The sequence below is a fragment of the Candidatus Coatesbacteria bacterium genome, from assembly GCA_014728225.1.
Taxonomy (GTDB): Bacteria; RBG-13-66-14; RBG-13-66-14; order RBG-13-66-14; family RBG-13-66-14; genus WJLX01.
On record WJLX01000170.1, the window covers coordinates 1 to 17,446 of the forward strand.

The following is a 17,446-nucleotide window of genomic DNA, read 5'->3' on the forward strand; positions in this document are numbered from 1 at the left end:
GGCGAACAGGTTGCCCGTCGGCTTGAGCACGCGCAGGAACTCGTCGCGCCAATCAGCGGGGTCAAAATTCCGGTCCCATTCGGCGACATCGTTATTGAAATCCTTACGCCAAGACATCTTTATATTACCAGTAGAGTATGGACTTAAATTATATGGGGGATCTGTAAGGATTAAATCGATACTACCCTCACTTAGCTCCCTGATTTTTTCACGCGAATCTGATAGATAAATATCATACATCAGCTTAAGTAACACTTCTTTATTCATTGTAATGCTACCTTTATCTTATAAACATTCTCTCGATATGCCTGTAATACTATATCGTAACCATTACTATTTTTTGTAATGAAATTCCAAAACTCTTTTGCTATTAGCAACTCATCCTCAGAGAAGTATCTTAATACTTGATGTTGGTGCCATGGCTTACCTTCACCATATTTATTATAGGCTGTTGCAAAACGAATATAGATATTTGCATCATCACCAATGCTATTTGCTAATATAGCGTACTGCTCTAATAGGGCTTCCTTTTCTGATCGCGCCTTCTTTGTGTCTAAGTCGCCTCCAATTTTTAGTTCAATCAAATAGTGTGAGTTATTTTCTCTATCATACAAATAATAGTCACTGTCGTGTCTCTTATAATCTATTTTTCCAGTAATTTTATGAATAGCGTTATAATGGTTACTATCAGGTTTAACTTCATTTCGCTTATACTTTTCAAGTATATTATTGATATAGTTTAATTGTTCTTAATATATTGGACCATCAACATTATTATATACCTCATAAAAAGGCTTTGCAATATTGATCGCCATCCTTTCAAGCATATTGCCAAAGGACGAATCGAATGAACGTACAAGGGCGGAATAGTATACTAATTCCTCCCCAAGCTCTTTTACAAATATATTATTAATTTTACTTTGAATAACCCCCTCTAGGTTATCTACTTCCGCTATATGCCTAGCCTCAAAACCGGTAGCAAAAGATTCTACTGCAGCGGAAACGATTGATGAAATACCCTTACTTGTGTCCATTTTTTCCAATCCTAAAAAAGAAAGGCAGACAACAGATGGAGATAATACCACCCACATCTAATGTAGCGCAACCCCTACGCGCCGAAGTCAATGTTGCAGATGGGGCGCAGGTTGCCGATGGCGTAATGGAAGAGGAAGGTGCGCAGGGGGACCAGGCGGTCGTCGGCCAGGGTGATCTGGCTGATGCGCAGGTGGGTGGGGAAGAGGTGGCGCACGTCGTCGTGGTCGTGGTAGACCTGATCGATGACGCGGCGGAAGGGGGAGATGTTGAGGGAGAAGACGGAAAGGCGGTCCTGGGAGAAGTCGACCTTGGGGATCTCGAGCATCAGTTGCCATTCGAGGCGCTTGCGGATGTTGTGGGCGTTCTCGAGCAGCAGGGGGAACTTGATGTGGGTCTTGACGCGGACGAGTTCGGTCTGGACGGCGAGGGGGACGATCTGGTAGGGCTCGCGGTTGTTGAGCCAGCGCAGTCGGAGGGAGCCGTTGTCGGCCCAGGGGCGGTCGGGCCGGTCCCACCAGAGGCAGAACAGGCCGGGCTCTTCGGTGATGTAGCCCTCGTCGAGGAACCAGTGATCGTCCTCGCGGCGGAAGGGCAGGGCCCGGTCGTCGCGCTTGATGAGGTGCAGCAGGGCTTCGAAGTATTCCTCGCTCAAGGGCGCTCCAGCGGCGGGTCAGGTGGACGAGATTAGGCGATCAGCTCGAAGACGTCGAGATTGCAGATCGAGCGGAAGCTGCCGACGGCGTAGTTCTTGAGGTAGTAGCGCAGGTAGGCTTTGTCGTCGCCGGGGAGCTTGACGTAGGAGTAGCCGAGGTAGCGCCGCACCAGGGGGGTGAGGTCGGAGAGGTAGGGGAAGAGCTGGTCGAAGACTTGGCGGAAGCGGCTGTAGCGGCTGGAGAAATCGGCCTTGTTGTATTGTTCGGGGGGGATCTTCTTGATGTCGAGCATCAGGTGCTCGTCGAGGCGACGGGCGATGCTCTCGGTCTTGCCGACGTAGAGGGCGACGGGGCTGTGAGTGTCGATGTCGAGCATCTCGGTGTCGACGTTGAAGGGGACGAACTCGCCGCCGGCCTCGGCCGAGGAGAGCTTGAGCTCCAGGACGCTGCGGTCCTTCCAGAGGACGGAGCCGCGCAGCCACCAGATGCAGAAGACACCGGGCTCGTCGGGCAGGACGTCCCGGTCGAGCTCCCATCCCGAGGGGCGCTTGATCAGGGGCAGCTCGCGCACCTTACGCAGCAGGTTGAGCAGGGCGTCGAAGTATTTTTCGTTTTTCATCGTTGGGGGTCCGTCGGTGTGGTGTTGGGTTCGTCAGGCGCCGGCGGGGGCGCGGTCGAAGGCGAACTCGTTGTCGGCCAGGCTGGCCGCGGCGTTGTCGATGACGTCGATGTTGCAGATGGGGCGCATGACGCCGATGGCGTAAGCGGTGAAGAAGAAGCGCCAGAAGGCGTTCTTCCGACCCTCGAGCTTGACGTGGGAGTAGGCCAGGTGCTCGGTGATGATCCCGAGGACGTCGTTTTCGTCGGGAAAGTACTGGTCGAAGACGGAGCGGAAGTGGCTGATCTGTTTCTCCATCCCGCGCAAGCCGAGGAGGATGCCGGGGATGCGGGCGGTATCAAGCATCAGTTGCCGTTCGACACGGCGGGCCAGGTTGCGCGTCTTGCCGATGAACAGGGGCACGGGGAAGTGGTGGTCGACGTCGAAGAGGTCGCGGTTGACGCAATAGCGGCGCAGGACGGCCTCGTCGTCCTCGCGACGCACGAGCTGGAGCTCGAAGTCGACGGGGCGCTGCCAGTGCTCGTTGCCGCCGGTCCACCACAGGCAGTAGACGCCGGCCTCCGCGGGCAGGGCGCCCGGTTCGAGGGTCCAGCCGTCGGGGGTTTGGTTGAAGGGCAGGGGGTCAGTCTTGCGCAGCAGGTGCAGCAGGGCGATGAAATAGCCCTGTTTGTTGGTGGTCTTTCGCATGTCGAGCCTCGCATCGGTTGCAACGAAATGTTACGCGATTGAAACAGCTTACAAAAAAGCCCTCCCGCTGGAAACGGGAGAGCTTCGAGCCGGGGCTCGATAACAAGACCGACAGATCTCGGTTAGTGGTCGCCTCTGCATTGTGAGCCGTCGGGTTGCCGGTTCATGTCAAGGTGAATAGCCGTCCGGCGCTTTCCCTTCCGGATGCTCCGGGACGCCGTAACCAGACATCACCTTATGAAACAATGAGTTACAGCGGTTCGACAGCTCCTCGATTGCCCCCTATGGCATAGGCAAGTATGCCAGAGAAAACGCTGGTTTTCAATGGGACGACGGTCACATCGGCGGGGGTAACGGCGCCGGCCCCGCCCTGGACGAGCGGAGCCGGAGTCGCCGGTTCTTATCTGGACTTCTTCGCTATTGCGGCTCTTCGGGGGCCGGCTCTTCGGTGGTCTCGGCCTCCATCTCCTCGAGCATCATCAGGAACTCCTCGAGCTCGGCGAGGTCCATCTCGCCGGGTCCGCCGAAGCCCATCTCCATGTAGAGCTCGTTGACCATGTCGTAGAAGCCGTCGAACATGTAGGTCAACTCGTCGACGGCCTCGGCCGCCGTCTCGAGGTTCTCGATCTCGTACTCGGATTCCTCGCCCATCAGCACGGCCTCGTACTCGGTGATCATCGTCTCGACCAGGGGTCGCAGCTTCTTCTGCAGCAGGGCATCGGTCTCCTCGTAGAGCTCCTGGTCCTCCTCGGTCAAGTCGAGGAATTCCTCGAACTGTTCCTCGGAGAAACCACTCTCGCCCATGATGTCGACCATGAGCTGTTCATAGTCGCCACCCTCTTCGAGGACGGTCTCGACAACCTGATGGGCGGCGTCGACGAAGGCCTCGGCGTCGACCCGGGGCGGGCCGATCTTGTCGTCGAGGTAGGTCCAGACCTCGGTGAACAGGGCCTCGTACTCCTCGATGTCGCCGGGCTCGACCTCCCAGCACTCACAGGCCTTGACCAGGGCCTGCTTCTCCAGCTCCTCGGGGGCCAGGTCGGCGTTCTCTTCATCGTCGTAGAGCCGCTGGAGGATGGTGTCGGCGCTGCCGACGACCCGGACGTAACCGCCCGGTGTCAGGCCGCTGGAGTGCTGATAATTCTCGAGTTCATCGAACAGGCGAATCAGGATCTCGTCGGCCATCACCGGCTGGAGCAGCGAGTACTCGGTCAGCTCGACCTCGAAGGCCTCCAGCTTCTGGGCCGAGAATTCAACGCCTTCGAGAGCCTTGGCCCGGGCGGTCTCGGCAGTGGAGTTGCCGGCCAGGATATCCTTGAGCGCGTTCAGGTGGACCTCGACGTACTGCTCCGGCGTGATCTCGCCCTCCAGGTTGCCGAGGACGGCGAAGCGGACCTCCTGGACGTAACGGGTGTCCGGGGCTAGGTAGAGGGGGGTGATCCCGGGGTTCTCGCCGTCGTACCAGAAGTAGTCGGCCGGTCCGGAACGCTGCCGGGTGAGACGCTGCAGGGCGGCGAAACTGCGCGGCTCGACGTCGAAATCATCGAGGAACTCGAAGGCCTCGGGACGGCGGATGTACTCCTCGCCGTTGGCGTTGAGCAGACCGCGGGCTTCATCGAGCAGCATATACCAGCTGGGCTCATTGAGAGCGCCCAGGTAGGTGTCGACCAGCATCGCCCGGTCCTGATAACCGATCTCCTTGCAGGGATAGCTGAGGGTGATCAGCTCGTCCACCAGCTCGGCCAGATCGTCGGCATCCGGCGCCAGATCGATGAAGGCCTCGGTGACCTCGTCCTCGAGTTCGGGATCGATCTGCAGTTGGAGCTCGAAGTCATAGAGGTCGACCAGCTCGTAGCCGTAGAGCTGACAGGCCAGCTTCTCCGCCGGATCGGCCTCCGAATAACCGTAGTCGTTGAGTTCGAGGTCCAACTGGATCTCGGCGTAATCATCGGCGTCCATTCCGGCGCCGCACGACGTCAGCATCAGCGCGGCCCCAACAGCCAGGACCGTCAACAGGATCACCTTGAACGTGCGCATCGCTACTCCTCCGTCAGCGGTTAAGATCGTTCTTCGGTTGCGTTCTCGATCCATTCCAGATAGTCCGCGTGTCCGCCGACCAGCGGCAGGGCGACCACGCAGGGAACTTCGTAGGAATGCAATTCCACGGCTCGGGCCACCAGACGCTCCAGGCGGACCGCCGTGGTCTTCAACAGCAGCACGGTCTCCTCGTCGCGTTCGACGGCGCCGCGCCAGCGATAGACCGCCCGCATCCCGGGCAGGATGTTGGCGCAGGCCGCCAGACGTTCACCAACCAGGTTGTCCGCCAGGCGCTGGGCCTGCTCCGGGGAGGCGCAGGTGACGTAAACCATCAAGTAGTCGGCGTGCCTCATCGGGCTGGACCCCCAATCCGCTGCAGGCGACCCGCGATAGAAACTCCCGGCCCGGCGGCCTGCTGCCGCCGGAACTGGCACGGTTTTTGCAAGTCTTAAACCGCAGAACGGACGACGGTTGTCGATTCCGCAAAAACCGTGCCAGTTCCGGCGGTGTCGAAGTCCGAGAGGTAACGTTGATCGTCGGCGGGTCGATCGCGGGTCGCCGGCGTTGCTACCTTTTCTCCCCGGTCGACAGGGGTGTGCGCGGGATTATGCCTCCCGTCGCCGGGTCCGGCGGTCGGCGCCAAGCTACAGTTCGTCGAGCTCCATCATCAGGGCCACGCGGCGCTGGTGCCGGCCGCCTTCGAACGCGGTATCGAACCAAGTCTCCAGGAGTTCCTCGAGTTCCGGGGCGGTGTCGACGCCGCCGGCCAGACAGAGGACGTTGGCGTCGTTGTGGGCCCGGGAGCGGGCGGCGTTCTCCGGGATGCGCACCAGGGCGGCGCGGATGCCGGGGATCTTGTTGGCGGCCATGCACATCCCGACGCCGTTGGTGCAGACCAGCACGCCGCGGTCGGCCTCGTCGCGGGCCACGGCCTGGGCGACCAGCTTGGCGTAGACGGGGTAATCGACGGAATCCGGCGTATCGGTACCCAGGTTGATCACCCGGTGGCCGTGTTCGATGCAGTAGGCGATGACGCGGTTCTTGACTTCCAACCCACCGTGGTCGGCGCCGACGGCGACCCTCATTGGTGCCTCCCGGGATTAGCTTGCCAATCTTGTGAAATTGCAGTCGTTACGGCGGTGGTCCTATCCATACGAGAGTTGGTGAAAAGCGATAATCGGGCTTCATCGATGAAGGTTAGCGGATGGTTCATCGTCGGTCGGCTTCCTTCAGCGGGCGCGGGTAGAAAGCACCAGCTCGGCCAGCCCGGGAAGCCGCCGCAACTCCTCGGGCGAGATACGACCCTGCCGCAACAGCCGGGGCGGTGAGCCGACGAGATCGATAATCGTCGAGACGACGCTGGAATCCGCCGACCCGCCGTCAACGTAGCAGGGGATATCCTCGCCGAAATAACCGTAAGCCTGATCGACACTCAGCGCCGGCGGCTTCCCTGCGGGGTTGGCGCTGGGGGCGACCAGGGGTTCGTTCAAGACCGCCAGCAGCTCGAGCAACAGCTCGTCGTCCGGCACCCGCAGGGCGACGGTGCGCCCACCGGCCAGGGGGGCGCGGGGCAACTGCGGACCGGCGGGCAGAACCAGGTTCAGCGGCCCGGGCCAGAAGCGCCTCGCCGGTATCAGCCAGTTGTCTTTCCGGGGTTCGCAGTACCTCTCCACCCAGTCGGCGGCGCCGATCAGGCAGACCAGGGCCTTGTCGCGGGGGCGGCCCTTGAGCCGATAAACGCGCTCGACGGCGGCTTCAGCGGCCGCCCGGGCGATCAAACCGTAGGTCGTGTCCGTGGGCAGGCAGGCCGTCCCGCCGCGGCGCAGCAACCGCACCAGTCCGGCGAAGCCTTCGCAACCGGGAGAATAGCCGGGGAAAGGCCATGCCCCGTCTCGTTTCGGTGCGTTGCTCATTAGCTAAACTATAAACCGCCGCCGGGGGGATCGTCAAGGAAGCAGCTTGCCTTCATGCGCCGGTCAAGATATTATTGGACGCACTTCGTCACCCCTCCAAGGAACAGAAGGAACAGAAGGAGCAGAAGGAGCAGCATGAAGAATTGGCGCCTGCATCTGTCGATCCTGTTGATCAGCCTGGGGACCCTGGTTTTCGAGTTATCGTTGATGAGGGTTTTCTCGGTGACCATCTGGAATTACTTCGCCTTCTTTGTGGTCTCCCTGGCCCTGCTCGGTGGCAGCACCTCGGCGGCGCTGATCTTCATCCGACGCGGCTGGTTCGCCGAGCGCATCGAACGCCTGCTGCCCTGGACGGCGGGGTTGTTCGCCGCGCTGTGCGCCCTGGCCCCCGCGCTCTACCTCAACCTCGATCTGCACGTCACCTTCACCGCCCTCGGGCTGCTCAAGCTGCTGGCCCTGGTGTTGATCTTTTTCCTGCCTTTCCTGCTGGGCGGCTTCACCATCGCCGCGATCTATTCCTTCCACTCCGAACGCATCGGCAGCCTCTACTGGGCCGATCTCCTGGGCGGCGGTCTCGGTTGTCTGCTGGTGATCCCCCTGCTCAACCTGGTGCCGGCGCCCAATCTGCTGGCCTGGATCGGCTTGTTGCCCGCGACGGCCTCCCTGTTGTTGGCCAAGCGCCCCGGGGTCGACAGCGGTCGGGGCGGACGCGTCGGACTCTTCGCCCTGGGTTTGGTGCTGGTTCTGGCGCTCAGCCAGTTCTACGCCCCCGAAGTGTACGACATCCATTACTCCAAACTCTATCGCGTCGATCGCGGCGAGCCGATCCAGACCACCTGGAGCCACTTCTCCCGGCTGACCGTATATGAATCGGTCTTCTGGGTTCCCGAACCCGACAAGCCCTTCGGTTGGGGGATGAGCGAGACCCTGGGTGACGAGACTATCGACCAGTACTGGATCGACCAGGACGACAGCGCCGGGACGCCGATCACCCGCTTCGAGGGCGATCCGGCCGAATTGGATTTCCTGCCCTACGACGTGACCAACCTGGCCTACAGCCTGGGTGATTACGACAACGCCCTGATCGTCGGCGGCGGCGGCGGCCGGGATATCCTGGCGGCCAAGCACTTCGGCGTCGACGAGGTCACCGCCGTCGAGATCAACCCCCAGATGATCGAGTTGGTCGAGGAGACCTTCGCCGACTTCGCCGGCCGACCCTACAGCCTGCCCGGGGTGACCGGGGTGGTCAGCGAGGCTCGCAGCTACCTGACCCGGGACGAGGAACGCTACGACCTGTTGATGATCTCGATGATCGATTCCTGGGCCGCCACCATGGCCGGCGCCTTCGCCCTCTCCGAGAACAACCTCTACACCGTCGAGGCCGTCGACCTCTACCTCGATCACCTGACCGAGGACGGCGTCTTGACCATGTCACGCTGGTACAACTCCAACCTGAAGTACGAGACCTACCGCCTGGTCAACCTGCTCTACGAGGGTCTTGAACGTCGAGGGTACGATACTCCGGCCGAGCACATCGCCGTTGTCAACGGCGGCAGCATCGCCACCGTGCTGGTCGGCCGACAGCCTTTCGAAACCGTCGAGCTGGACCGTTTAACCCGATACGCCGAGACGATGGACTTCACCCCCCTCTGGCTGCCCGGTCGGTCCGCCGCCGATCCCGAGTTGAACCAGATCCTCTCCGCCGAGCGTGAGGCCTTCCTCGCCGGGCAGAATCTGGATCTCTCCGCCCCGACCGACGATCGACCCTTCTTCTTCATGTTCACCGACAGCGTCCTGGGGGAAATGTCAGAGGAAGCCCAGGAAGCCAGCTTCATGCCCTACAGCCAGGTTCTGCTGCGTTGGTTGTTCTACATCCTGCTGGGCCTGGCCCTGGTGTTGATCATCCTGCCGCTGGCGTTGAAGAAAAAAGAACCCGGGGAGGATTTCACCCTCGGCCGGGTGCTGTTCAAACAAACCCGCCAGTGGCTGTACTTCGCCGCCATCGGCCTGGGCTTCATGCTGATCGAGCTGTCACTGATCCAGCGCTACGTCCTCTTCCTCGGCCACCCCAGCTACGCCACCACCGTGGTGATCTTCGCCCTGCTGCTGTTCGCCGGCCTGGGCAGCGCCTCGACGACCCGCCTGGCCAAACGCTGGACGATCCGCCGTGTCCAGCTCATCGCCCTGGGATGCGTCATCCTGCTGGGGGTGTTCCAGGCCCTCGTCGTCCCAGCCCTGCTGGAGAACGCCCTGGGCGCCGCTCTGGGTTGGCGCATCGCCCTGAGCATCCTGTTGCTGGCCCCCCTGGGCTACGTGATGGGGATGTCCCTGCCCCTGGGCATCAAGCGGCTCAACGCGATCGACGCCGCGGGAATGGTACCCTACGTCTGGGGCATCAACGGTGTCTTCAGCGTCTTCGCCTCCGTGGTCTCCATCGTCATCGCCCTGAGCTGGGGTTACACCATCGGCCTGTTCTGGGCCTTGGGGGCCTACCTGATCGCCCTGCTCTGCGCCGCCGGAAACTGGCGCCGCCGGAAACCTCAAGCCGACCCCCTCACCGATAAGGGCTGATATCCACCTCAGCCGGGGAGATCTTCGGCTGAAAAGGGGCGAGGGGCGGTTCTTTTCAACGGCCGCCCCGGCCAACGATCAGCAAACGCGGTTGAAAAAAGACCGGCCGGCGGCCGGAGAAAGGACAACAATGCGCAGATTGGCCCTTCCGGCTGCCCTGGTCGTACTGCTCGCCTCGACGGGCTGTGAACAACGCTTCGAGGAGCCGGAGATCGAGTTCCGCCATCTGGGAAACTGGGAGTTCACCGACAAGGGCGTCGAGCTGGAGGTCGAGATCGAGGTCACCAACCCCAACGACATTTCGGCGACGGTTCTGCGGGCTGATTACACCCTGAGCATCAACGGCGTCAAGGCCGGTACGGGCCACGCCTCCGATCTGCGGCTCCCCGCCGGTGAAACGGTCAGTCTGAACCTGCCGCTGAACCTGAGCTACGGCGGCCTGGTTGACGCCGCCCTGGCCGGCGACTGGCCCGAGGTCGATTACGTCATCAACGGCACGGCCAAGGTCAGCGCCCTGGTGCACACCCGGGAGGTCGAGTTCAGCGAAGCCGGTACGGAAGAAGTGCCGTTGTCGGCGGATTTGCTGCGCTTCCTGCACTGAGCCGTCGCCTCAACCACCGCCAAGCATCCGCCGCAACGCCGCCGCGGCTTCGACGGCCTTGCCGCGGGGGTGGTTGTTGAAGAACAGGAAGACCCGCTCGAGCGGTCCGCTGATCAGGCGGATCATCCGTTCCAAATCACCGTCGTCGCCCCGCAGCTCGGGCGGCGACGGTTTTTGCTTCGCTGAGGCGGCCGTCGACTCAGTTGCCGACTCGTTGACGGCCTGGAGTCGCCGGACCCAGGGCGCCAGCTCGTCCCCGTCGTAGGCGTAATCGTAGCGGGTGACGTTGTCCCCCCGCCACCAGGTGTCGGTCCGTCGGCCGTGAAAGCGCACGTAGATCGTCGGCGTCGTCGCCACGAGCCGGGGCGGCGGGAGCCGTTCCAGGCGGGGCATATCCACGCTGACCCAACTCAGGCCCAGCTCGGCGCACAGCTCGGGTCCGGGGCCCTCGAGCCAGTCCCGACGGCGGAACTCCACCGCCGCTTGCAGACCGGCGAATTCCTCGGCCACGGCCCGCAGGTAATCCAGGCTGGCCCGGTCGGGTTTGAAGCGGTAGGGGAACTGCAGCAGGGTGGGACCCAGCTTGCCCGCCTCGGCCAGCGGCGTCACCGCGGCGCAGTAGTCCTCGACCAGGAGCCGATCCAGGGAGTCGTAGCTCTCGGGGTGGGTGACGCCGCCGGGAGCCTTGACGCTGAAGAGGAAGCCCGGCGGGGTGCGCGCGGCCATCCCGGCGAAGACCCGGGCCGGCGGCAGCCGGTAGTAGGTGGCGTTGATCTCGACGCTGTCGAAGGCCGGCGCCGTTTCTCCGGCCAACAGGTCCGTCTGCCGCGCCAGGGAACCGGAGTAGAAATCGAGCATCGCGCTCCCGGGCAAGCCCGTCGGATAGTAGACGCCCCGCCAGTCGTCATAGGAGTACCCACTGGTCCCCAGACGGAATTCAGCGCCTTGGTGGATTATCGGCACACCCGCCTCCCCGGTGTCAATCAACTCCAACAGCGGCCTGTGGTATGATGATCCGCGCCCTCCAGCCCGCTGACTGTCATGCTGATCTGGTCGCTCTGCCGCAATTTCGAGCTCTACTCCTCCCAACGCATCCGCGAGGCCGCCGTTGAGCGGGGTCACGAACCGGTCGAGATCGATACCGGTCGCCTGAGCGCTCTGACCGTCGACTCCCGACCGGCGTTGCTGCTGGACGGGAAAGCCGTCGAGCCGCCACCGGCGGCGGTCTACCGTTCGGGCTACACCCGGCTGGCCTTCGGCTGGGACCTCTCGCTCTGGCGCCAATTCGAGGCCCTGGGGGTGGTGACCCTCAACACGACGGCGGCGGTGCTGCGCTGCAGCGACAAGTTCTACACCCTGCAACTGCTGGCCGCGGCCGGCCTGCCCGTTGTCGACGCCGCCCTGGTGCGCGAGCCGACGGAGCTGGAAGCCGCGGCCGCCGCCGTCGGCGGTTGTCCGCTGGTGCTCAAATGGAGCCGGGGCACCCGGGGGGTGGGCACGGCCCTGGTCGAGTCCGCCGCCGCCCTCGTCAGCCAGTGGCAGCTTTCGGCGGCCCTGGAGCAAACGGCCCATCTGGAGCGCTTCCACCCCGAAGCCGCAGGACGCGATCGGCGGGCCTTCGTCATCGGCGCAAGGCTGGTCGCTTGTTATGAACGCCGCGCCGCAGCGGGCGAGTTCCGCTCCAACGTACACCGGGGCGGCGACGCCGTCGCTCACCGACCGAGCCGGGCCGAAACCGAGCTGGCCGAAGCGTCCGCCCGGGTCCTGGGCCTGGAGGTGGCCGGGGTCGACCTGCTGCCCACCGCCGACGGTCCCCGGGTGCTGGAGGTCAACTCCGTCCCCGGGCTGCGTTACGTCGAGACCGTCACCGGCGTCGACGTCGCCGGAGCCCTGATCGATCATCTGGAACGGCTCTGCGTTAATAAACGACAAAGTACGAGAAAATAGTAGATTATTGGAACACCAGACGGGTCGTCCGCGTAAACTTGATGCAGGCGCGACCACCTCCTCCTAGTGCAACACGGAGCGCCTGCGGGGCCGGTCTCCCCCACGCCGACCCCACCAACAAGCGCGACCCTTCCTACCAAACGGAACCGGTTTTCCTCCCCCGCTGACCGGTATCCAGTCCCCCGGGAAGGGTCGCGCCCTTTTTCCATCCCCGTCCAGACCCCGCCGGCGAACGCCGCAAAGCCACCCCGGCCGGGAAACGCAAGGGTCTACAACACACCTCCGGCCGGCGGCGGCTATTCACGGGCGGGGTCAGCCGCGCAGCCAGAGCGAGGCCAACTCCAGGTGCTCGGTTTGGGGCGCCATATCGAAGACGGCCAGCTCGGCTAGCTGGTAGCCCGCGTCGAGCAGCAGCCGGGCATCGCGCCAGAAACGCGCCGGATTGCAGGCGGCGAAGAACAGGGCGCCGGGCTCATGGGCCAGCAGGGAACGCAGTATCCCCTTGCCCAGGCCGCTGCGCGGGGGGTCGAGGATCACCAGATCGGGACGGGCCAACTCGGCCGGGAGCTGATCGAGGGCCGCCTCGACCCGCCCGGCGCCGATGATCACCTCGGTGTCGCCGGAGGCCAGATTGGCGGCGGCGTCCTCGGCGGCGGCGGGAGCGACCTCGACGGCGAAGAGCACCCCGGCCTCTGCGAGGAGGACGGAGCCGAGGAGGCCGTAGCCGGCGAAAAGGTCCCAGACGGTGCCGAGGGCGACGGTATCTTTGGTGGCGAGCAGTCTGCGCCGCAGCCAGCGGGCTCCGGCGTCGCTGGGTTGGCCGAAGGTGCCGGCGCTCTTGACCAAACCCGCCTCGACGGTCGGAAAGCGCTCGGCGCCGGCGACGCGGCGGTCGGCCTTGCGCCCGGCGGCGCGCAGGCCGACCAGGCCGGGCAGGGCCGCGGCGATCTCGTCCCAGGGCAACTTCGGCGGACGGGGTCGGGCGAAGCGCAGGGTCAGAGCCCAACCCTCGAGGGCCCGTTCCAGTTCGACGGCCTCGAGTTGGTGCCAGGCCGCCGCCCTCCCCAGGTGACCATCCAGCAGACGCCGCAGGGATTCCAAGCCGTCGTTCAAGACCCCGTTCAGCAGGGGGCAGCGCGCGAACTCGACCAGGTGGTTGCTGCCCCGGGCGTAGTAGCCCAGCCGCGGCCGACCGCGGCGCCAGACCACCTGCAATCGCGCCCGGTCGCGGTAAGCGAAGGGCTCGTTGGCGTCGATGCTCGGGGGCTCGAGTTCCAGTCCGGCGATCTTGCGCGCCCCGTCGGCCAGTTGGCGTCCCTTGTAGTGCAACTGGGCGGCGTAGTCGAGGTGCTGCCAGGAACAGCCGCCGCAGTCGCCGTAGCGGGGACAGCGCGGTTCGATCCGCTGCGGGCCGGGCTCCAGCAGCTCGACGATCCGGCCGCGGTCGAAGGCCTTGCCGCGCTCGACCAACTCGACCAGGATCACGTCGCCGGGCGCTCCGTAGGGCACGAAGACCACCTTGCCCTCCAGCCTTCCCAGGGCGTCGGGGGCGGCGAGGTCCTCCAGCTTCAACCTGCGGACGTCTTCAGTCAAGGTTCTCCTCCTCGGCCGACAGCTCTCCGGCCCGTTGTAACAGGACGTCGCGCTCGTTGAGCTCCGGGTTGTCGAGGACCTCCTCGAGCAGACGTTCCAGCAACCGGCCGACCCAGGGGCCGGGTTCCCGGCCGGTCAGGCGCAGCAGATCCCGCCCGTCGATCGCCAGGTCGCCGAGCTCGAGGGCGGCGCCGGCGACACCCAATCCCTCGATCCGCTTCATCAGGGCGACGATGTCGGCCGGGGGCGCGTAGAGTTCTTCACGTCGGTGGGCCGAACGGTCGGCGATCACCAGATCGAACAGGTCGGCCAGATGCTCGACGCCGATCCGGCGGACGAAACGCCGCACGGCGGCGTCGCCCCACTCCGAGGTGTAGAGGAACATGTGCCGTCGCACCAGATGGACCACCCGGCGGCGCAGTTCACCGGGCAGCTTGAGCCGCCGCAGAGCGCGCTCGGCCAGCTTGGCCGACAACTCGTCGTGACCGTGGAAGATCAACCGCCGGCCCCGTTCACGCCGTGCCGCCGGCTTGCCGACGTCGTGGAGCAGGGCCGCCCAGCGCACAACGAGCTTGTCCCGGGGGGCGCGATCGCAGGTCAGCAGGCTGTGGTCGTAAACGTCCAGTTCGTGACGGCCGCCCTGGGTCACGCCGTAGCAGTTCGCCAGCTCGGGCAGGCAGTGCTCCAGCAGACCGACGCGGCGCAGCAGCTCGAAGCAGACGCCGGGGCGCTCGGCGTTCAGGGCCTTGTTCAGCTCGGCGCCGACGCGTTCCCAGGCCACCCCGCGGGCGACGGCGGCGTTGTCGCGCAGGGCTCGTCGGAGGTCCGCGGTCGGCCCCAGCTCCAGCGTGGCCGCGAAACGGCAGGCCCGGTAAGCCCGCAGACCGTCCTCGGCCAGGCGCCGCTCCGGATCGCCCACCGCCCGCAGCACACCGCTCCGCAGATCGCTCAGGCCGCCGAAGGGGTCCAGCAGCTCACCCTCCGGCAGCTCCAGGGCCAGGGCGTTGACGGTGAAGTCCCGTCGGGCCAGGTCCTCCTCGATCGAGACCCCGAAGCGCACCTCGTCGGGACGACGGCCGTCGGAGTAACCGCCCTCGCCGCGCAGGGTCGTGACCTCGAAAACCCCTCCGCCGTGCTGCACCAACACCGTGCCGAAGCGGCGACCGACCTCCGGCGCGCCGGGAAAGGCCCGGCCGACGACGTCCGGCGTCAGGTCCGTGGCCAGATCGATCTCGCTCGGCTCCAGCTCGGTGCATAGCACCGGCAAGGACGGGCGCTCTTTGGCGAACCCGGGCCTGCGGCGCAGCAGGTCGCGCAGGGCGCCACCGACCAGCCAGACCCGGCCCCCGGCGGTACGCAGCCGTTCCACCACCTCGATCAAGGCCTCGGCTTTGTGTTGGTCGTCCATACCAGTTTCTCACGTCCCGGCTCAGCGGCGGCCCCGAGACCAAGAAGGGCCCGCCCGGGCCCTAGAGAATGTCGTAGAGCGCCGCGCCCGGCGGCGGTGACTTCAGCGCGCCCTCGTGCTTGAGCAGATACACCTTCAGCGCCAGCGAATGGTCGCTCTGATCGCCGTAGCCTCCCAGGGCGCCGTCGGTGCGGATCACCCGATGACAGGGCACGATCAGCGGCAGGGGGTTGACGCCGACCGCGTTGCCGACGGCCCGGGCCGCGCGGGGGTTATCGATCCTGCGAGCCAGCTCTCCGTAGCTAACCGTCTGTCCCAGCGGCACCCGGACCAGCTCCTCCCAGACCCGGCGCTGGAACTCCGTGCCGTCGAGGGCCAGGGGCAGATCGAAAACGGCGCCGGCGTCGGTGAAGTAGGCCTCGATACGCCGCGCCGCCCGCTGCAGCAGCGGCGACCACTCCCGCCGGGCGTCGGCTCCGGCCGCGTAACCGTCGCCGGCCAACAGGTGACAGTGGGTCAGCAGGCCGTCCTGCTCCTCCAGACCCACCCGGCCCCAACCACGCTCGGTCCACGGAGCCTCGATCAGCACCCGACGTATCGCCATTAACGACCTCTACTGAACCTGTTCGCTCATCCCGTAATCCAGCGCCAGCTTCCACTTCCCGTCGACGTAACGGAAAAAACTGGCGTTCTCCAACTCGCCCTCCGTGCCCGGATAGCGCCAATGGACCTCGGCGGTGCCCTGGGCCGGGTCCAGGTTGAGCACCTTCAGATCGTCCTCGCCGAAGGACTTCGCGAAGGCCTCCTCGTGGGCCGACCAGCTGCGCTCGATCTCCTCCTCCAGCGTTCCCAGCTCCGGATAGTCAGCGTAGGCCTGACGCATGAACTCCAGGGATTCCGTGGAGTAGAAGCCCAGCACCTCGTCGTAATCCCCGCGGCGCACGGCGCGCACCACCGCCAGGAAAGCCCCGCGGACCTCGCCCACCGGGTCGGCGCTCTCCACCAGGCCCTCCCCGTCCTCCGGGGGGGTCTCGACTTCCGTCTCGCCGTCTTCTCCGCAACCGAGGAAACCCAGGGCCAGCAGAACCGTCAATACCATCCACAACCACGCCGTGCGCATCTCAACCTCCGGTGCTGTCGATCCAAAAACCGATTATAGCACAGGGACGCCGGTCCCATAAAAGCAGAACGCCCCCGGCGGGGGCGTCCTGCCTTGCTGGAACGGAGCCTAGTTGCCCGGAACCGGGACATTGCTGTCGGTCAACGCCAACACCTCGCCCTCGACGAGGTTGAAGTTCACCAGGTCGTACTGCTGGATCTTGACGATCCCGAACTGGGGCACGAACCACAAATCCTGCTGCCAGGGAGCCGAGGTCGAAGTACCGTCGCCCACCGGATCCAGAGTCACCGTACCCGTATACTCGATCTTGTAGGCCGACAGCGTCGCGCTGCCGTAGAGGAAGTCCTCCTTGGCCGTGACTTCGGCATCGAGGCTGAAATCGACGGCTTCCCACATATCACCGCTGTAGTCCCACAGCTCCGGGGTCAGGCCCGTCACGTCCCAGCAATCCCACTCATCGCCGACGGCCATGCCATACTCGTCCCAGATCAGAACATTGCGCGGCGACTCGTCGAAATCATCCTGCTCGTCCGGGAAACCGCCGGTGAACGAGGCATAGGCCAGGAACTGGACACTGTCCGTGTCATCGTCGAGTATCTTGTGGGCGAAATAGTCGTTGGAATCCATCGAGTCGAAGTCCACTCGCAACCACTGCTCGCCCTCGACCAACAACAACTCCGGATCCGTCGAAACGGTAAACGTCATGTAATCGACGATCTCACCGTCGTCGGTGATGCTGTACTTCCAGTAGTTATCCTTCTCGTTGGGGAAAAAGGCCGCCGTGTCGATCTCCGTCTGTCCATCGGTAGCCGTCGAATCACAGCCGATCAACCACAGGGCGGTCAGGCTCAACAGCAACACTAGAAACTTGCGCATTCGGTACCTCCATGTTGGGCGCCAAGACGCCCGGTTTCACTTTGACTCGAAGTCCACCACAATTGGAGTAGTATAGCACGTTACAATCCACATTCCCACCCTTGACAAACTCCACCCCCCCTCCCTATAATACTCCCCGCTTCAGCGCGGGAATAGCTCAGTGGTAGAGCATCGCCTTGCCAAGGCGAGGGTCGCGAGTTCAAATCTCGTTTCCCGCTCCATCCACCCGGGAGGGTGGATTCTTTTTGGTTACGTTTCGAACACCGGTGATACTCCGCGCCATCGCCCCTGTGCTCCAATCCGCCAACCACACCGAAGGGTGACTTCTTTTCGGTTACGTTTCGAACACCGGTGATACTCCGCGCCATCGCCCCTGTGCTCCAACC

General features: G+C 63.9%; 18 protein-coding genes and 1 tRNA gene. 4 read left to right on the plus strand and 15 right to left on the minus strand.

Annotation, left to right across the window (positions count from 1 at the left end):
* Nucleotides 1-263: 263 nt before the first annotated feature.
* From GF399_12155 to GF399_12195, 9 genes are all read right to left on the minus strand, one after another.
* A complete protein-coding gene (locus GF399_12155) occupies nt 264-734 on the minus strand; it encodes a TdeIII family type II restriction endonuclease (GenBank protein MBD3401065.1) in 471 nt (156 codons plus the stop codon).
* 15 nt (nt 735-749) lie between these two features.
* Nucleotides 750-1,091, minus strand: coding sequence for a TdeIII family type II restriction endonuclease (locus tag GF399_12160; protein ID MBD3401066.1), 342 nt, complete (start codon nt 1,089-1,091; stop codon nt 750-752).
* A 17-nt stretch (nt 1,092-1,108) separates the two neighbouring features.
* Nucleotides 1,109-1,687 carry a hypothetical protein gene (locus GF399_12165; protein MBD3401067.1) on the minus strand — a complete coding sequence of 193 codons (579 nt, stop codon included), beginning with the start codon at nt 1,685-1,687 and terminating at the stop codon, nt 1,109-1,111.
* A gap of 32 nt (nt 1,688-1,719) precedes the next feature.
* On the minus strand, nt 1,720-2,307 hold the full coding sequence (locus tag GF399_12170) for a hypothetical protein (GenBank protein ID MBD3401068.1): 588 nt from the start codon (nt 2,305-2,307) through the stop codon (nt 1,720-1,722).
* Between the two features lie 33 nt (nt 2,308-2,340).
* Entirely contained in the window at nt 2,341-2,994 is a 654-nt protein-coding gene (locus tag GF399_12175; protein MBD3401069.1) for a hypothetical protein, read from the minus strand.
* A 417-nt stretch (nt 2,995-3,411) separates the two neighbouring features.
* Nucleotides 3,412-5,031, minus strand: coding sequence for a hypothetical protein (locus GF399_12180; protein MBD3401070.1), 1,620 nt, complete (start codon nt 5,029-5,031; stop codon nt 3,412-3,414).
* A gap of 20 nt (nt 5,032-5,051) precedes the next feature.
* Nucleotides 5,052-5,384 carry a divalent cation tolerance protein CutA gene (locus GF399_12185; GenBank protein MBD3401071.1) on the minus strand — a complete coding sequence of 111 codons (333 nt, stop codon included), beginning with the start codon at nt 5,382-5,384 and terminating at the stop codon, nt 5,052-5,054.
* 291 nt (nt 5,385-5,675) lie between these two features.
* Nucleotides 5,676-6,116, minus strand: coding sequence for a ribose 5-phosphate isomerase B (gene rpiB, locus GF399_12190; protein MBD3401072.1), 441 nt, complete (start codon nt 6,114-6,116; stop codon nt 5,676-5,678).
* Between the two features lie 144 nt (nt 6,117-6,260).
* Nucleotides 6,261-6,944: a threonylcarbamoyl-AMP synthase gene (locus GF399_12195; GenBank protein ID MBD3401073.1), complete on the minus strand. Its 684-nt coding sequence runs from the start codon at nt 6,942-6,944 to the stop codon at nt 6,261-6,263.
* A 54-nt stretch (nt 6,945-6,998) separates the two neighbouring features.
* On the opposite strand from GF399_12195, the gene GF399_12200 reads away from it, so the two are divergent.
* Both GF399_12200 and GF399_12205 read left to right on the plus strand, forming a co-directional pair.
* Nucleotides 6,999-9,515: a hypothetical protein gene (locus GF399_12200; GenBank protein ID MBD3401074.1), complete on the plus strand. Its 2,517-nt coding sequence runs from the start codon at nt 6,999-7,001 to the stop codon at nt 9,513-9,515.
* A 130-nt stretch (nt 9,516-9,645) separates the two neighbouring features.
* On the plus strand, nt 9,646-10,116 hold the full coding sequence (locus GF399_12205; GenBank protein ID MBD3401075.1) for a hypothetical protein: 471 nt from the start codon (nt 9,646-9,648) through the stop codon (nt 10,114-10,116).
* 9 nt (nt 10,117-10,125) lie between these two features.
* Here the strand turns inward: GF399_12205 and GF399_12210 are convergent, their stop codons facing one another.
* Nucleotides 10,126-11,079 (minus strand): DUF72 domain-containing protein, encoded by a 954-nt coding sequence (locus GF399_12210; protein MBD3401076.1) that lies wholly within the window; start codon nt 11,077-11,079, stop codon nt 10,126-10,128.
* Nucleotides 11,080-11,157: 78 nt separating this feature from the next.
* On the opposite strand from GF399_12210, the gene GF399_12215 reads away from it, so the two are divergent.
* Complete coding sequence (locus GF399_12215; GenBank protein ID MBD3401077.1) at nt 11,158-12,063, plus strand: RimK family alpha-L-glutamate ligase; 906 nt, start codon at nt 11,158-11,160, stop codon at nt 12,061-12,063.
* A gap of 312 nt (nt 12,064-12,375) precedes the next feature.
* Here the strand turns inward: GF399_12215 and GF399_12220 are convergent, their stop codons facing one another.
* The 5 genes from GF399_12220 to GF399_12240 all read right to left on the minus strand — a co-directional run bounded on the left by GF399_12220 (nt 12,376) and on the right by GF399_12240 (nt 17,060).
* Nucleotides 12,376-13,656 (minus strand): hypothetical protein, encoded by a 1,281-nt coding sequence (locus tag GF399_12220; protein MBD3401078.1) that lies wholly within the window; start codon nt 13,654-13,656, stop codon nt 12,376-12,378.
* On the minus strand, nt 13,649-15,064 hold the full coding sequence (locus GF399_12225; protein ID MBD3401079.1) for an HD domain-containing protein: 1,416 nt from the start codon (nt 15,062-15,064) through the stop codon (nt 13,649-13,651). Before GF399_12225 ends, GF399_12220 begins: the two co-directional genes overlap by 8 nt.
* A gap of 61 nt (nt 15,065-15,125) precedes the next feature.
* A complete protein-coding gene (locus GF399_12230) occupies nt 15,126-15,668 on the minus strand; it encodes a methylated-DNA--[protein]-cysteine S-methyltransferase (GenBank protein ID MBD3401080.1) in 543 nt (180 codons plus the stop codon).
* A 9-nt stretch (nt 15,669-15,677) separates the two neighbouring features.
* Nucleotides 15,678-16,184: a hypothetical protein gene (locus tag GF399_12235; protein MBD3401081.1), complete on the minus strand. Its 507-nt coding sequence runs from the start codon at nt 16,182-16,184 to the stop codon at nt 15,678-15,680.
* A 108-nt stretch (nt 16,185-16,292) separates the two neighbouring features.
* Nucleotides 16,293-17,060 carry a hypothetical protein gene (locus GF399_12240; GenBank protein MBD3401082.1) on the minus strand — a complete coding sequence of 256 codons (768 nt, stop codon included), beginning with the start codon at nt 17,058-17,060 and terminating at the stop codon, nt 16,293-16,295.
* 146 nt (nt 17,061-17,206) lie between these two features.
* On the opposite strand from GF399_12240, the gene GF399_12245 reads away from it, so the two are divergent.
* A tRNA-Gly gene (locus GF399_12245) sits at nt 17,207-17,281 on the plus strand.
* Nucleotides 17,282-17,446: the final 165 nt, after the last annotated feature.

Coding starts and splice junctions, on each gene's coding strand:
- GF399_12160 (MBD3401066.1), bottom strand. CDS start 1,091: ATGTGGGTGGTATTATCTCCATCTGTTGTCTGCCTTTCTTTTTTAGGA.
- GF399_12170 (MBD3401068.1), bottom strand. CDS start 2,307: ATGAAAAACGAAAAATACTTCGACGCCCTGCTCAACCTGCTGCGTAAG.
- GF399_12175 (MBD3401069.1), bottom strand. CDS start 2,994: ATGCGAAAGACCACCAACAAACAGGGCTATTTCATCGCCCTGCTGCAC.
- GF399_12180 (MBD3401070.1), bottom strand. CDS start 5,031: ATGCGCACGTTCAAGGTGATCCTGTTGACGGTCCTGGCTGTTGGGGCC.
- GF399_12185 (MBD3401071.1), bottom strand. CDS start 5,384: ATGAGGCACGCCGACTACTTGATGGTTTACGTCACCTGCGCCTCCCCG.
- rpiB (MBD3401072.1), bottom strand. CDS start 6,116: ATGAGGGTCGCCGTCGGCGCCGACCACGGTGGGTTGGAAGTCAAGAAC.
- GF399_12195 (MBD3401073.1), bottom strand. CDS start 6,944: ATGAGCAACGCACCGAAACGAGACGGGGCATGGCCTTTCCCCGGCTAT.
- GF399_12200 (MBD3401074.1), top strand. CDS start 6,999: ATGCGCCGGTCAAGATATTATTGGACGCACTTCGTCACCCCTCCAAGG.
- GF399_12205 (MBD3401075.1), top strand. CDS start 9,646: ATGCGCAGATTGGCCCTTCCGGCTGCCCTGGTCGTACTGCTCGCCTCG.
- GF399_12215 (MBD3401077.1), top strand. CDS start 11,158: ATGCTGATCTGGTCGCTCTGCCGCAATTTCGAGCTCTACTCCTCCCAA.
- GF399_12225 (MBD3401079.1), bottom strand. CDS start 15,064: ATGGACGACCAACACAAAGCCGAGGCCTTGATCGAGGTGGTGGAACGG.
- GF399_12230 (MBD3401080.1), bottom strand. CDS start 15,668: ATGGCGATACGTCGGGTGCTGATCGAGGCTCCGTGGACCGAGCGTGGT.
- GF399_12235 (MBD3401081.1), bottom strand. CDS start 16,184: ATGCGCACGGCGTGGTTGTGGATGGTATTGACGGTTCTGCTGGCCCTG.
- GF399_12240 (MBD3401082.1), bottom strand. CDS start 17,060: ATGCGCAAGTTTCTAGTGTTGCTGTTGAGCCTGACCGCCCTGTGGTTG.